The sequence below is a fragment of the Mangrovimonas cancribranchiae genome (genome assembly GCF_037126245.1).
GTDB classification, from domain to species: domain Bacteria; phylum Bacteroidota; class Bacteroidia; order Flavobacteriales; family Flavobacteriaceae; genus Mangrovimonas; species Mangrovimonas cancribranchiae.
The window spans coordinates 2,257,702-2,272,072 of sequence record NZ_CP136925.1 but is presented as its reverse complement, the minus strand read 5'-3'; the positions used below and the strand labels follow the sequence as shown (position 1 = coordinate 2,272,072).

Genomic DNA, 14,371 nt, shown 5'->3' with positions numbered 1-14,371 from the left:
TTAAAATGAAGAGCATAATCATCTTATTAGTTTGTTTAGTAACATGTACTATTCAAGCCGAAGTTACGTTACCTAAACTGTTTTCAGAAGGTATGGTGTTGCAACAAAAGCAAGATATTCCGGTTTGGGGTTGGGCAAATGTTGATGAAGAAGTTACCGTTCAATTTAAGAATCAAACCCAAAAAACGATAGCTAATAAAGATGGCCGTTGGAAAGTTGTTTTAAAACCCGAAGTTGCTGGAGGGCCATTTTTGCTGAAAGTATCAGGACGTAATAGTATTGTGGTTTCAGACGTTTATGTAGGTGAAGTTTGGGTGTGTAGCGGGCAGTCTAATATGGAGTTTACGGTTAAGCAATCAAACAATGCCGAAGCAGAAATTGCCAATGCCAATTATCCATTAATACGTCAATTTTGGATCGAACAAGACGTATCGTCTGCACCTAAAGAGCATCTAAAAGGCGCTTCTTGGAGTGTGTGTAGTCCAGAAACCGTAGGACAGTTTACAGCTGCGGGTTATTTTTTTGCAAGAGATATTTACAACCAATTAAACGTACCTATTGGTCTAATTAATACTACTTGGGGCGGTACTTGTGTGGAAACTTGGACAAGTAATGAAGCGCTGACTTCTAGTGACGAGTTTTCTAGTATTATAGAAAAAGCACCTAAAGTAAATGTTGATTCGATTATGAAAATTCAACGTAAAAAATTAATCAATCATATTGAAACATTACAAGGAGGTAAATTAAACACGTTAGCGAGTGAAGTTATTGTAGAAAACAATTTTAATGACAGTACTTGGCCAGAGATGAAAGTACCAGAATTATGGGAGAATCAAAATTTTCCAAGTTTAGACGGTGTGCTTTGGTTTCGTAAAACCATTAACATATCAAAAAATGATATAGGAAAAGAAGCAGTCTTAAAATTGGCGAAAATAGATGATCATGATATCACCTACATTAATGGAGTAAAAGTTGGTGAAACAGCGCAATACGATGCCGATAGAGTTTATAATATACCAGCAGGTGTATTACAAGAAGGTAAAAATGTTATAGCTGTAAAAGTTACCGATTACGCTGGCGGTGGTGGTATTTATGGTAATGCTTCCAATGTTAGTTTAACTGTAGGAAGTAAAACTTATTCTTTAGCAGGAAACTGGAAATACAATGTCGTTGAAGCTATTACAAGATTCGACCCCAATAGCCAACCATCATTATTGTATAATGCCATGCTTAACCCTATCATTCCATATGCTATAAAAGGTGTTCTTTGGTATCAAGGTGAAGCAAATGTACATCGTGCTGTTCAATACAAAAGGGCTTTTCCATTAATGGTTTCCGATTGGCGTAACCAATGGCAACAAGGCGATTTTCCATTTTATTTTGTGCAATTATCTAGTTTTAATGAATTTAATGGTAATAGTAACAAAGGAAGTCGTTGGGCCGAGTTACGTGAGGCACAAACCTATACTTTAGAAACTGTAAAAAATACAGGAATGTGTGTGACTACCGATATTGGTAATGCCACCGATATTCACCCCAAGAACAAACAAGATGTAGGTAAGCGGCTTGCTGCTATAGCTCTAAATAAAGACTATGGAAATAGCAATGTGTTTTCTGGACCTAAATTTAAAAAAATGAAGCTTAAGAAGGATAAAATAACGTTAGTTTTTACCGATATAGGAAGTGGGCTAGTTACTAAAAACAATTCAGAATTAAAAGGTTTTGAAATTGCAGGTGCAGATAAAGTGTTTTTTCCAGCTCAAGCAATAATACAAAACGGTAAAGTTGAAATGTTTAGTAACCAAGTTAAAGCCCCAGTTGCGGTTAGATATGGTTGGGCAGACGATGCAGGTAACTGTAATTTGTATAATAAGGAAGGATTTCCAGCGGTTCCATTTAGAACAGATAATTGGGGATTGATAACAAAAAATGTTACTTACGAAATTATGACCCCTTAACATATTTCGATAATCTAGGATGAAAAATAATTGACTTTTCAGTAAGTTACTAAAGCTATCTTAATTTTTAAGGTAGCTTTTTAATTTTTTATACCTTTGCAAAGTGAAAGTAGTTATGTTTCATAAAATTTTTTCAGTAGCGCTAGCTGTTTTAGTGTTGTTTTCTACAGTGTCATTTACGGTAGAAAAGCATTTTTGTGGTGACACTTTAATCGATATCTCGGTGTTTACCAAAGCGCAAAAATGCGATATGGAAGCTTTTGAGGCAGAGCAAGCTGCAATTACAAAAAAGCATTGTTGTAAAGACACGATTGATTTTGTAAAAGGTCAAGACCAATTAACTATTAAAAAGTTTGAAGACCTTGAATTGAATCAACAGCTGTTTTTAACAGCATTTACTTATTCTTATCTCAGTGTTTTTGAGGATCTATCACGACACACAATTCCTCACAAATATTATTCTCCTCCCAATTTGGTTGCCGATATACAAGTGCGCGACCAAGTTTTCTTAATTTGATTTAATAGAACAGTTCCGTGAAAACGGATAGGATAACAGATTGTTCAATCAAAAATTAAATCAAAAAAATGACACATACATACAACGTTACAGGAATGACCTGTAATGGCTGTAAGGCTAAAGTAGAAGAGGCTTTACAGAACACAGATCATATTGATGAGGCAAACGCCGATTTAAGCTCTGGCGAGGTTGTGATTACAATGTCACAACACGTTGCTTTGCAAACCTTGCAAGGCGCTTTGCCTGATAAATACCAAATTTCTAAAAAGCAAGAGCAAAACGTATTTACATCAGCAACAAACCTAGAAGAAGAAAAATCTGATTTAAAACAACTTTTTCCATTGTTTTTAATCTTTGGATATATCATTGTAGCTTCAGTATTAATAAATATTAAGTCTTGGAATTGGAGCGATTTTATGCTCGATTTTATGGGCTTGTTTTATATTATTTTTAGTTTTTTCAAATTATTGGATTTAAAAGGCTTTCCTGAGAGTTTTAAAATGTACGATCCATTGGCAAAAGCTATTCCAGCTTACGCGTGGATGTATCCTTTCATTGAAACCGCTTTAGGAATTATGTTTTTAATGCGTATTCAAGTTCCGTTGGCGTTGATCGTTACCTTAATAATCTTGGGGATTACTACGATTGGCGTGACCAAAACATTGCTGGATAAAAAAGCCATTCAATGTGCGTGTTTGGGTACGGCATTAAAACTCCCTATGACCAAAGCCACCTTTATCGAAAATAGCATTATGATTGTTATGGCGATCATTATGCTTGTTCAAATGTATGCGTAATCCAAAAAACAATGTAAACAATGAAAAAACTATTATATATACTATTTGTTTTACCTGTAGTAATGGTTTCGCAAGAAAATGTAAGTGGAAAAATCTTGGAAATAGACAACCAAGGGAACGAAATACCACTTCCAGGCGCCAATGTGTATTGGTTAAATACAAGTATTGGTGATGTAACCGATTTTGAGGGTAACTTTTCTATTACTTATGAAACAGAGTACAAAGACTTAGTCGTTAGTTTTGTTGGCTATAAAACCGATACCATTTCGGTAAATGACTCCAATAAGCCTATAAAACACTTTTTAAAAGCGACAAGCGAGTTAGATGAAGTTGAAATAGTCTCTCGTAAAAAAGCTACTTCAAAATCTTATTTACAAGCCCAAAATGTGATGAATGTAAGTAGCGAAGAACTTTTAAAAGCAGCCTGCTGCAATTTATCTGAAAGCTTTGAAACCAACCCGTCAATCGATGTTAATTTCGCCGATGCCGTTTCAGGTACCAAACAAATAAAAATGTTGGGGCTTACAAGTCCATATATTTTAATTGCTACAGAGAATATTCCTTCGGTTCGAGGTGCTTCGCAAGCCTATGGGTTAACGTTTACACCTGGAACTTGGGTAGAAAGTATTCAAATTACCAAAGGTGCTGGAAGTGTGGTTAATGGTTACGAAAGTATTGCAGGGCAAATTAATGCCGAACTTCAAAAGCCAACAAAAGACGACAAGTTATTTGTAAACCTTTATGGTGCAAGCAATGAACGTTTGGAGTTAAACACACATTTTAATGCTAAGTTAAGCGATAAGTGGAGCACGGGTTTGTATTTACACGGAAATATGCATCAAAAAGAACACGATGTTAATCATGATAACTTTTTGGATATGCCACTTTACCATCAAATAAACGTGATGAATCGTTGGCAATATACCGATACCGAAAACGGCTTTGTAGGCTTTTTCAACTTTAGATATTTAACCGATGAAAAACAAACAGGCGAATTGGATTTCAATCCAAACACCGATAAACTAACTACCAACGCTTGGGGAAGCGAAATAGATACGCAACGTTTCGATTTTTCTGGAAAGCTAGGATATGTTAACCCAGAGTTACCTTGGCGAAGTGTAGGTGTGCAGTTTGCAGTAAGCAATCATCAACAAGATTCGTATTTTGGGTTGCGAGAGTACAATATTGAGCATAATAGTATTTACTCTAACGTAATGTATAACTCCATAATCAGCGATTCGCGACATAAAATAAAAACTGGTGTTAGCTTTACTTACGACCATTATGATGAGCTTGTTGAGTTAAATACTTTTGAGCGTATAGATAATTCGATTGGTGCTTTTTTCGAGTATAATTTTGATAATTTAGACAAACTAAATCTAACCGCTGGCATACGTGTAGACAATCATAATAAACTAGGCTTTTTTGTTACCCCAAGATTGCACGCACGTTACACACCTTGGGAAAAATCGGCGTTTCGAGCATCGTTTGGTCGTGGAAAACGTTCGGCTAATATTTTTGCAGAAAATCAAAGCCTATTTGCAACCTCAAGAGCTATTAATGTTATAGGTTCAAATGGTGGCGAGATTTATGGGTTGGATCCTGAAATTGCGTGGAATTATGGCGTATCATTTTTACAAGGCTTTAATCTCTTTGAAAGAAAAGCCGATGTTAGTGTTGATTTTTACCGTACCGATTTTCAAAACCAAGTCGTTGCCGATTGGGAAAATCCGCAAGAAATCAGTTTTTACAATTTAGAGGATGATAGTTATGCTAATAGTTTTCAAACAGAAATAAATTATAATATGTTTAAACGTTTTGATGTGCGTTTGGCATATAAATATTACGACGTAAAGACTAAGTATTTAACCGGAAAAAAACCAAGACCATTAACACCAAAACATCGCTTTTTTGCCAATGCAGGTTATGAAACTTACAGAAAAGAAAATGGTGCACAATGGAAATTTGATGCAACTTATAATTGGTTAGGGGAACAGCGGTTTTCATCAACAATTACTAATCCAGTGCAATATCAATTACCAGAAAAAACACCAACAGTAGGTACCTTAAATGCACAGATAACCAAAGTGTTTTCTTCTAAATTTGAAGTATATTTAGGAGGTGAAAACATTACTAATGTACGTCAAGATAACCCAATTATGGGAGCGGAAGATCCGTTTGGAGCGAATTTTGATACTACTTATGTGTACGGACCAATTTTTGGTAGTATGTATTACGCAGGATTGCGATTCAGAATTAAATAAAAACATATAAAATTAAATAACAATGAAAAAAATACTAGTAATAGCAACCTTTTTAATAGCAACAGTATCGTTTGCACAAAATAAAAATGCCAAAGCTTCTTTCGAGGTTGATGGTGTGTGTATGATGTGTAAAGATCGTATTGAAAAAGCGTGTATTAAAACAAAAGGCGTAAAAAGTGCTAATTGGAATGTGCAAACCCACGAGTTGCGTTTAATCTATAATGAGGGTAAAACCAGTTTAGACGATGTTAAGAAAAACATATTAGCGGTTGGTCACGACTTAAAGGATATGAAAGCAACGGACGAAGCATATAATTCCGTTCATCCTTGCTGCAAATACCGCGAAGAAGAAGTTAAGGATGATCATAAAGAGTAGGAGCTGACTAAAAAAGAATAATACGGGATTAAGTATAATAACTAAAAGGTAGAAGAAGATTCTGTTTTTTTCTGATTACTGTTTTGATTTTTTAATCAAAACAGTAATTTTAGATTGTAATGAAAAGTATAAGAAATAGTGTTTTTTCTAAAATTATTTGGTGCTTTATGGGGCTTTATTTCCTCAATATAAGTATTGATGCTGCAGATCCTTACCCTGAATATATTCCTGAAGATTTATCGTTTAATGATCAAGAAAGTATCATTGAATTTGTTTTAGAAAAAGTATTGGGCTATGAAGATGCTATTCAAGAATACGATGATTATGATTCGGAAGACCACAATTCAAAGAAGCACTCTAAAATTGATTTTTTGGTTTACCAAAACTCAGACAATGAAGTTAAGCCTTGCTTGTGGTTAACCAAAAAGAAAAATAGTTTCCTTGACCATAGTTCTCATTTACTTAATGGTTTTAAGGAAATAGATAGTCCACCTCCCAAAGTTTGATTTGTTTTTATAACGCTTTTATAGTCCAATACCTTTACTTCTGGTATTGGATAAATTATTAATACACAATAAACAAATCAAAAATGAACATCAATAAAATACTGATGCTAATCGTTGTATTAGTATCATCACCATATGCTTTTGCTCAAATTTCAGATGTTGCAAAAGACAGTCTTTATATTCAACAAGTAGAGAACGATAAAGAACCTGATAAAGTTTTACATGCAGAACCTTTATATATTGATTTAATACGAGATCTAGGTGCTAGAAAAGGTGAAAGAGAATGGAATCTTGGATTAGGACTTACAGATAATACTGAATTTGATTCTTATGAAGCCTTAATAGAATATGAATGGGCACCAGCAGATAGACTAGGTTTAGAAGTAGAGTTGCCTTTTACTTTTTACTCACCAATAAACGGAGCAGATATAAATTATATTCCGTCAAATCAACTTAATAGTATAAAGATAGCGGCACAATGGTCGTTTTTTGTAAGTGAACCAATGGCAACATCCATGGCAATTGGTTATATTAATGAATTTGAGTTATCTAGTTTTAGAGACTTTGGTAAACCTTTTATCAAAGGAAACGTGTATAATCCGTTTTTTGTAGTAGCTAAACGTTGGGGGCGTAATTTTCACTCATTAATTTATACAGGTCCAATGATAGGACAAGACTTAAGTACAAATGAGTTCCATACAACTTATGATATTAATACGAGTTTTCATTATATGATAACAGGTACTAGAAATTTTATAGGTGTCGAATTCAATAAGACATTTGATAAAAAAGATTTTGATATGACGATGCGGCCACAAATGCGTTTGGGTATTGCCGATGATTTGATGGTGGGCATAATTGCCGGTATTCCTATAAGTAGAGAAAATGAAAGGTTAAGTTCATTTATTAGACTTATATGGGAACCAAAGCATAAGCATTAAATTGCTAGATCTTTATAAAATAAAAAGCCTTTGATTTATTTTCAAAGGCTTTTTATTTTATAGAATTCAACTCTTAATATTTGTTTTTGTAAGAGCGAATAATTTATTTGTAGCGATTCGCTATTACATCATTCCTGGCATTCCGCCGCCGCCCATTGGAGGCATTGCAGGTTCATCTTCTTTAATATCTACTAAAGCACATTCGGTAGTTAAGATCATACCAGCAACAGAAGCCGCATTTTCTAAGGCTACACGTGTTACTTTCTTAGGATCGATAATACCAGTTTCAAGCATATCTACATATTGCTCGTTTTTAGCGTCGTAGCCAAAACCTTTTTTACCTTCTAATACTTTGTTAATAACCACAGAGCCTTCGCCACCTGCGTTTTCAACAATAGTTCTAATAGGCGACTCAATAGCTTTGTTCACAATTTGAACGCCTGTTGTTTCGTCAAGGTTTTCGGTAGTTAACTTTTCAAGCATTTTTTTAGCACGTACTAAAGCAACGCCACCACCTGCAACAATACCTTCTTCAACGGCAGCTCTTGTAGCGTGAAGCGCATCGTCAACACGATCTTTCTTTTCTTTCATTTCCACTTCGCTAGCTGCACCAACATAAAGTACGGCAACACCGCCAGCTAATTTAGCTAAACGTTCTTGAAGCTTTTCTTTGTCGTAGTCGCTTGTTGTAGTTTCTATTTGCGCTTTAATTTGGTTGACACGTGCTTTTATGTTTTCAGCATCACCAGAACCATTAACAATTGTTGTATTGTCTTTGTCAATAGTTACAGTTTCAGCAGTACCTAGCATTGATAAATCGGCATTTTCAAGAGAGAATCCACGTTCTTCTGAAATTACTGTTCCACCAGTTAAGATAGCAATATCTTCTAGCATGGCTTTACGTCTGTCGCCAAATCCAGGAGCTTTAACAGCGGCAATTTTTAATCCACCTCGTAGTTTGTTTACTACTAATGTAGCTAAAGCTTGTCCTTCTACATCTTCAGCAATAATTAATAATGGACGACCAGATTGTGCTACGGGCTCAAGAATAGGAAGGATTTCCTGTAGGTTTGAAATCTTTTTGTCGAATAATAAAATGTATGGATTTTCTAAATCTGCAATCATTTTATCAGAATCGGTTACAAAGTAAGGTGATAAATACCCTCTATCAAATTGCATCCCTTCTACAACATCAACATAAGTATCTAGGCCTTTAGCTTCTTCAACAGTAATAACACCTTCTTTACCAACTTTGCCAAATGCTTTAGCAATTAGTTCGCCAATAGTGTTGTCGTTATTAGCAGAAATGGCAGCAACTTGCTTAATTTTCTCTGAAGAGTTACCAACTTTTTTAGCTTGTTTTTCAAGATCGGCAGTAATAGCTTCAACAGCTTTGTCAATACCGCGTTTTAAATCCATTGGGTTAGCACCTGCAGCAACATTTTTTAGTCCTTCTTTCACGATAGCTTGAGCCAAAACAGTTGCGGTTGTAGTACCATCACCAGCAAGGTCGTTGGTTTTACTGGCCACTTCTTTAACCATTTGCGCACCCATGTTTTCAAGCTCGTCTTCTAATTCTACTTCTTTAGCTACAGAAACACCGTCTTTTGTTACAGAAGGCGCTCCAAAACTTTTTGAAATGATTACGTTACGTCCTTTAGGACCTAAAGTTACTTTTACTGCATTTGCTAAAGCATCGACACCACGTTTAAGTCCGTCGCGTGCTTCAATATCAAACTTTATATCTTTTGCCATTTGTTTTTGCTTTATGCCTTAAGCGGAAAGCTTTAGGCGGTTAATTTATTTTTTAAGTTGTTTGGTTGTTTAATGTGGTTTACACAATCGCGAAAATGTCGCTTTCACGCATAATTAAATAGTCTTTACCGTCAAGTTTTAATTCGGTTCCAGAATACTTTCCGTAAAGCACAGTGTCTCCAACGTTAACAGTCATTGGTTCGTCTTTAGTGCCATTGCCTACAGCAACTACTTTGCCTTTTTGTGGTTTTTCTTTGGCGTTATCTGGAATAATAATTCCAGCAGCAGTTTTAGTTTCAGCTTCAACAGGCTCTACAAGAACTCTGTCTGCTAAAGGTTTAATGTTTAATGCCATTTGTGTTATGTTTTTAAATTTATTTTTATTAGTTAATGCTATGCATTAAGCTAAAAATGTGCCAATAGATAATGACTGACAAAATTTCATTTTTGGTTAAGAAGCTACTTTTCAATTTTAGGAAAGGATGTTCTTAATTGACTAGTAAAAAAAAATGCCAACTTAATTAAGTTGGCATTTAAAATAGTGTTATTTCTTAGTATTTACTCGGTATCGTTATTGTTAGTTCCAGTCTCGTTTTGTGTTGCTGGAGCTGCATCTGGAGTCGTTACAGGTTGTGTTGTAGTGGCATCAGGATCTAGAGCTTTAGATTCTGCTCTTGGACCTCTTTCTATGGCTACATTTGATAATAATATTAAGGCTAACATTAAGGCTGCCAATGTCCAGGTGCTTTTGTCAAGGAAATCAGTCGTCTTTTTTACACCACCTAATTGTTGCGTACCACCGCCACCAAAAGAAGACGATAAGCCACCACCTTTTGGGTTTTGTACCATGATTACTACAACCAATAAAAAGGCTACGACAACAATTAATGCTAAAAATATAGTAAACGTACTCATTATGATTTATTTATTTTGTTCTTGTAATTTTTGTATTGCTTTAATTTGGTCTGCAAAGAAACCACTTTTTTCTGGATATTTCAAACTTAAAATTTTATAAGATTGAATCGCCTTTTTGTAGTTCTTTTGTTCAACATAAATTCTGGCTAGTGTTTCAGTCATTAATGTATCTGGTTGAATCATTTGCTGTTCAGCCAAATTTTTGTTTTTACTTGCTGTTTTCTCTGGTTTTAGTTTGGGGTTTTTAGAGATAAACTTATCTATTAGTTTAAACTTTTTATCGCGTTCGGAAGTTGGTATTTCTGGTTGTGTATCTTCTCTTTCAATGGGAGAAAAACGTGTAAGTTTAAGCCACTCGTTAAAAGAATGTGTTTCGTTTTGAGTAAACTCTAAGGGTTCTCCAATTTTCAAAACTTTATTTGGAACATCTTCTTTTGGTTTTAAAGAATCGTGTTTTTTGCTAGTATTGTCATCTTTTTGATTTGATGATTCTTTAGGCGTGAATAATTCTGGATCTAAAACGCTAGAGGTTTCTTGTATTTGCTGTTTTAAATTATCATCAATAGTAACATGCTTGTTTACAGAAATGTCTTCAGCGTTTACGTCTAATGTTTTTAAACTAGAGGAGTTTTGTTTAATAGACTCAGAAATTTGATTCTGCAGGAAGTCTTCAGAGGTTATAAAATCGAATAAAATACTACGATCGGTAGTGTAAGCGGCTGTTGTTTTTAGTGCTTTATTGTATTTAAAACTTCCTTTGTTTTTTAGCGCTTTTAAAAGAATAGCTTTAGGTGATTGAAAATAGGGATATTTATCAATTATAGATTGTAAATCTTCTGTATATGCCGGAAGCATATGTTTGGGATTTTGTAGTATATATTTAAAATTGAAATGTTCCATACTACCATTTAGCCAATGTGGCGTTAAAAATGTCTTGTGTTAAGCGTTCAAAAAGAACTTCGTGAGCTTCATCTCTTGCTGGACCAATAAGTTGCTCGTTTCTGCCGTAATCGTAGAAAAACGAAAAGCGTTGTTCTTGAAAGTCGTCTTCAGAGTTTTTATTATAAAACCTAACATTAACACTCATAGTTAAACGGTTTTGAGCAGCTGTATTTTCGGCAGTTGCTGTTGTTGGTGAAATACGATACTCTGTTATTTCGCCTTCGTAAACTAAATCGCCATTACTTTTAACTAAATCTAGATTGGTTTGATTTAAAAGTAAATCGGTTAGCGCATTCGTAAAATCTCTATCTAAACCAGGTTCTATTAACATGGCATTATTTTGAAAATAATTAACCTGAAATGTTTTTGTTCCTGCTGGTATTGAGGCGCCAGTAAATGAATATATACCACAACCAAAAAGTAATATGGTAAAACAAAAAGTAATTATAAAATTAGTATATCGTTTCATTTACAAGTCGTATTGTTTTATTTTTCTATAAAGTGTGCGTTCGCTAATGCCTAATTCTTGTGCTGCCAATTTACGTTTTCCGTTGTGCCGTTCCAAAGATTTTTTTATGAGTTCTAATTCTTTGTCTTGGAGCGATAAGGTTTCTTCTTCTTCAACATCTTCAGCAAAATGATATTTATCTTCTTGCGGTTCTTGCTCAATAGGTTGTGGTTCGTGTTTTTCTGGGATTGAAAGTACTTCTAAGTCTTCTATAGTGGCTTCATTTTCATTTTCACCATATATTTTTTGAATCAAGCTTTCGTTGTCTTTGGCAACTTCAGACGTATTTCCACTTTTCATCAATTCCATGGTGAGTTTTTTCAAATCGTTGAGGTCACTTTTCATATCGAACAAAACCTTATACAGAATTTCACGTTCGTTACTAAAATCGCTTTCCGATTTGGTTTGATTAACTACCGCAGGTAAATTGCTTCCTGCATCTGGAAGGTAGCTTCTAAGCGTATCGGGTGAAATGGTTCTGTTTTGCTCCAAGACGGAGATTTGTTCTGCAACGTTACGAAGCTGACGAATATTGCCGTTCCATCGGTATTTTAGCAACATATTAACAGCATCGTCTATAAGTTTTACCGTGGGCATTTTGTATTTTAAAGCAAAATCACTGGCAAATTTTCTAAATAATAGGTGAATATCGTCTTTACGTTCACGTAATGGTGGTAAATGAATTTCAACAGTGCTTAAACGATAGTATAAATCTTCACGGAATTTATCTTTTTTAATGGCTTCAAACATATTCACGTTTGTTGCCGCTACTATACGTACATTAGTTTTCTGTACTTTGCTACTACCTACTTTTATAAACTCGCCATTTTCCAAAACACGTAATAAACGTACTTGTGTAGTTAAAGGTAATTCGCCAACTTCATCAAGAAAAATGGTGCCGCCATCGGCAACTTCAAAATACCCGTTTCGTGTTTGTGTGGCACCTGTAAAAGCGCCTTTTTCGTGACCAAATAACTCACTATCTATGGTGCCTTCTGGAATAGCACCACAGTTTACAGCAATATATTTACCGTGTTTACGGTGTGATAATTGATGAATAATTTTTGGAATACTTTCTTTACCAACACCACTTTCACCTGTAACCAATACAGAGATGTCGGTTGGTGCCACTTGTATGGCTTTTTCAATAGCACGATTTAACCCAGGGTCGTTACCAATAATTTCAAAGCGTTGTTTTATAGCTTGTATTGATTCCATAATATTGCTCACTAAAGTGAGTGTCTTTAGATTCCTTTTTAAAAGGAAAAACTTTATTAATTATTTTCTGAATACCCAACTGGATTGCCAATTAAGGTAGCCTTTGTACAATCGGTTATTTTTACATTTACAAAATCGCCAGGTTTGTAGTTTTCTTTAGGGAAAACCACCATAGTATTTTGGCTGTTTCGTCCCGCCCAATGCGCATCCGATTTTTTAGATTCCTTTTCAATTAAAACTTCTTCAACTTTACCAAGGTGTTGTTGTGTTCTATAATGGCTGTGTTCTTGTTGTAATTGAATAATTTCTTGCAAACGACGCTTTTTTGTCGCTTCTGGAATGTCGTCATCTAGTTTACGTTCGGCTAATGTTCCTGGTCTTTCAGAATAAGCAAACATAAATCCGAAATCGTATTTTACATATTCCATTAAGCTTAAAGTATCTTGATGATCGTCTTCGGTTTCGGTTGGAAACCCTGCAATCATATCTTGAGAAATAGCACAATCTGGAATAATACGACGAATATTATCAATCATTTCAAAATATTCTTCACGTGTATGTTGACGATTCATGGCTTTTAAAATACGGTTGCTTCCGCTTTGTACAGGTAAATGTATGTACTTACAAATGTTCTGATATTTGGCCATGGTTTCAATAACATCTAAAGTCATGTCTTGTGGGTTAGATGTTGAGAAACGAAAACGCATTTTTGGTTGTGCTTGGGCACAAAGTTCTAAGAGCTTGGCAAAATTAACAGCCGTTGCCTTTTGCATATCGGTAGCTTTGTCAAAATCTTTTTTCAGTCCGCCACCATACCACAGGTAACTATCTACGTTTTGACCAAGAAGCGTGACTTCTTTATAGCCTTTATTGGATAAATCGTTAATTTCTTCAACAATACTTTGTGGGTTGCGACTACGTTCACGTCCTCTGGTAAACGGTACAACACAAAATGTGCACATATTGTCGCAACCACGTGTAATAGATACAAAAGCCGTAACGCCATTAGTATTTAAACGCACAGGAGCGATGTCTCCATAGGTTTCTTCTTTAGAAAGAATCACATTAATGGCATCGCGACCATCTTCCACTTCGGAAAGTAAATTAGGTAAATCTTTGTAAGCATCTGGTCCCACAACGAGATCGACGATTTTTTCTTCTTCTAGAAATTTACTTTTTAAGCGTTCTGCCATGCAACCTAAAACCCCTACTTTCATGTTAGGGTTTACTTCGCGTTTTACGGCATTGTATTTTTCAAGTCGTTTTCTTACAGTTTGTTCTGCTTTATCACGAATAGAACAGGTGTTTACTAAAACCAAATCGGCATCTTCAAGTTCTTGCGTGGTGTTGTAACCATTTTCAGATAAGATAGAAGCCACGATTTCGCTATCGCTAAAATTCATCTGGCACCCATAACTTTCAATAAAAAGTTTTCGGTTGTTTCCTGCTTTCTTTTCTGTAATTAGGTTTTCGCCTTGTTTGTTTTCGTCTATAATCTTCTCCATATACAATATTGAATAGTACTTGCTTGTCAATAAGTGTGCAAAGATACAATTTATTTATAGACTATGACAAAGTGTCAGAATGAGATTTTGTTATAAAAATTAAAAATTTATTGCTGAAAATGATAGGGTTTACGTACAGAGACCATCAAAAATTAGGAACATAAGTTTT

At 34.9% G+C, this 14,371-nt stretch carries 14 protein-coding genes; 7 read left to right on the top strand and 7 right to left on the bottom strand.

The genetic code is table 11. The features are described from left to right. The first annotated feature begins 5 nt into the window (after positions 1–5). The 7 genes from R3L15_RS10510 to R3L15_RS10480 all read left to right on the top strand — a co-directional run bounded on the left by R3L15_RS10510 (position 6) and on the right by R3L15_RS10480 (position 7,359). A complete protein-coding gene (locus R3L15_RS10510; protein ID WP_338731588.1) occupies positions 6–1,958 on the top strand; it encodes a sialate O-acetylesterase in 1,953 nt (650 codons plus the stop codon). A gap of 115 nt (positions 1,959–2,073) precedes the next feature. After that, entirely contained in the window at positions 2,074–2,475 is a 402-nt protein-coding gene (locus R3L15_RS10505; RefSeq protein WP_338731587.1) for an HYC_CC_PP family protein, read from the top strand. A gap of 68 nt (positions 2,476–2,543) precedes the next feature. Next, on the top strand, positions 2,544–3,272 hold the full coding sequence (locus R3L15_RS10500) for a MauE/DoxX family redox-associated membrane protein (RefSeq protein WP_338731586.1): 729 nt from the start codon (positions 2,544–2,546) through the stop codon (positions 3,270–3,272). Between the two features lie 20 nt (positions 3,273–3,292). After that, the gene (locus R3L15_RS10495; RefSeq protein WP_338731585.1) at positions 3,293–5,536 is read left to right on the top strand and encodes a TonB-dependent receptor; all 2,244 of its coding nucleotides are present in this window, start codon (positions 3,293–3,295) and stop codon (positions 5,534–5,536) included. A gap of 22 nt (positions 5,537–5,558) precedes the next feature. After that, on the top strand, positions 5,559–5,912 hold the full coding sequence (locus R3L15_RS10490) for a cation transporter (RefSeq protein ID WP_338731584.1): 354 nt from the start codon (positions 5,559–5,561) through the stop codon (positions 5,910–5,912). 119 nt (positions 5,913–6,031) lie between these two features. Next, positions 6,032–6,418, top strand: coding sequence for a hypothetical protein (locus tag R3L15_RS10485; RefSeq protein WP_338731583.1), 387 nt, complete (start codon positions 6,032–6,034; stop codon positions 6,416–6,418). An 83-nt stretch (positions 6,419–6,501) separates the two neighbouring features. Then, positions 6,502–7,359: an HAEPLYID family protein gene (locus tag R3L15_RS10480; protein WP_338731582.1), complete on the top strand. Its 858-nt coding sequence runs from the start codon at positions 6,502–6,504 to the stop codon at positions 7,357–7,359. A 123-nt stretch (positions 7,360–7,482) separates the two neighbouring features. On the opposite strand, the gene groL is transcribed toward R3L15_RS10480, so the two are convergent. The 7 genes from groL to miaB all read right to left on the bottom strand — a co-directional run bounded on the left by groL (position 7,483) and on the right by miaB (position 14,202). Next, a complete protein-coding gene (gene groL, locus R3L15_RS10475; RefSeq protein ID WP_338731580.1) occupies positions 7,483–9,114 on the bottom strand; it encodes a chaperonin GroEL in 1,632 nt (543 codons plus the stop codon). 79 nt (positions 9,115–9,193) lie between these two features. Further along, positions 9,194–9,469, bottom strand: a complete 276-nt coding sequence (gene groES, locus R3L15_RS10470) for a co-chaperone GroES (RefSeq protein WP_338731578.1) — start codon at positions 9,467–9,469, stop codon at positions 9,194–9,196. Positions 9,470–9,672: 203 nt separating this feature from the next. Continuing rightward, positions 9,673–10,029, bottom strand: a complete 357-nt coding sequence (gene secG / locus R3L15_RS10465; protein WP_338731577.1) for a preprotein translocase subunit SecG — start codon at positions 10,027–10,029, stop codon at positions 9,673–9,675. 6 nt (positions 10,030–10,035) lie between these two features. Next, complete coding sequence (locus R3L15_RS10460; RefSeq protein WP_338731575.1) at positions 10,036–10,929, bottom strand: hypothetical protein; 894 nt, start codon at positions 10,927–10,929, stop codon at positions 10,036–10,038. A gap of 1 nt (position 10,930) precedes the next feature. Further along, positions 10,931–11,440: an LptE family protein gene (locus tag R3L15_RS10455; RefSeq protein WP_338731573.1), complete on the bottom strand. Its 510-nt coding sequence runs from the start codon at positions 11,438–11,440 to the stop codon at positions 10,931–10,933. After that, positions 11,441–12,697: a sigma-54 dependent transcriptional regulator gene (locus R3L15_RS10450; RefSeq protein ID WP_338731572.1), complete on the bottom strand. Its 1,257-nt coding sequence runs from the start codon at positions 12,695–12,697 to the stop codon at positions 11,441–11,443. 56 nt (positions 12,698–12,753) lie between these two features. Continuing rightward, a complete protein-coding gene (gene miaB, locus R3L15_RS10445; protein ID WP_338731571.1) occupies positions 12,754–14,202 on the bottom strand; it encodes a tRNA (N6-isopentenyl adenosine(37)-C2)-methylthiotransferase MiaB in 1,449 nt (482 codons plus the stop codon). Positions 14,203–14,371: the final 169 nt, after the last annotated feature.

What these genes read in the sequence shown, in the direction of transcription:
- R3L15_RS10485 (WP_338731583.1), top strand. Translation starts at nt 6,032, where the DNA reads ATGAAAAGTATAAGAAATAGTGTTTTTTCTAAAATTATTTGGTGCTTT.
- groES (WP_338731578.1), bottom strand. Translation starts at nt 9,469, where the DNA reads ATGGCATTAAACATTAAACCTTTAGCAGACAGAGTTCTTGTAGAGCCT.
- R3L15_RS10505 (WP_338731587.1), top strand. Translation starts at nt 2,074, where the DNA reads ATGTTTCATAAAATTTTTTCAGTAGCGCTAGCTGTTTTAGTGTTGTTT.
- R3L15_RS10460 (WP_338731575.1), bottom strand. Translation starts at nt 10,929, where the DNA reads ATGGAACATTTCAATTTTAAATATATACTACAAAATCCCAAACATATG.
- R3L15_RS10480 (WP_338731582.1), top strand. Translation starts at nt 6,502, where the DNA reads ATGAACATCAATAAAATACTGATGCTAATCGTTGTATTAGTATCATCA.
- secG (WP_338731577.1), bottom strand. Translation starts at nt 10,029, where the DNA reads ATGAGTACGTTTACTATATTTTTAGCATTAATTGTTGTCGTAGCCTTT.
- R3L15_RS10455 (WP_338731573.1), bottom strand. Translation starts at nt 11,440, where the DNA reads ATGAAACGATATACTAATTTTATAATTACTTTTTGTTTTACCATATTA.
- R3L15_RS10450 (WP_338731572.1), bottom strand. Translation starts at nt 12,697, where the DNA reads ATGGAATCAATACAAGCTATAAAACAACGCTTTGAAATTATTGGTAAC.
- R3L15_RS10510 (WP_338731588.1), top strand. Translation starts at nt 6, where the DNA reads ATGAAGAGCATAATCATCTTATTAGTTTGTTTAGTAACATGTACTATT.
- R3L15_RS10500 (WP_338731586.1), top strand. Translation starts at nt 2,544, where the DNA reads ATGACACATACATACAACGTTACAGGAATGACCTGTAATGGCTGTAAG.
- groL (WP_338731580.1), bottom strand. Translation starts at nt 9,114, where the DNA reads ATGGCAAAAGATATAAAGTTTGATATTGAAGCACGCGACGGACTTAAA.
- R3L15_RS10495 (WP_338731585.1), top strand. Translation starts at nt 3,293, where the DNA reads ATGAAAAAACTATTATATATACTATTTGTTTTACCTGTAGTAATGGTT.
- miaB (WP_338731571.1), bottom strand. Translation starts at nt 14,202, where the DNA reads ATGGAGAAGATTATAGACGAAAACAAACAAGGCGAAAACCTAATTACA.
- R3L15_RS10490 (WP_338731584.1), top strand. Translation starts at nt 5,559, where the DNA reads ATGAAAAAAATACTAGTAATAGCAACCTTTTTAATAGCAACAGTATCG.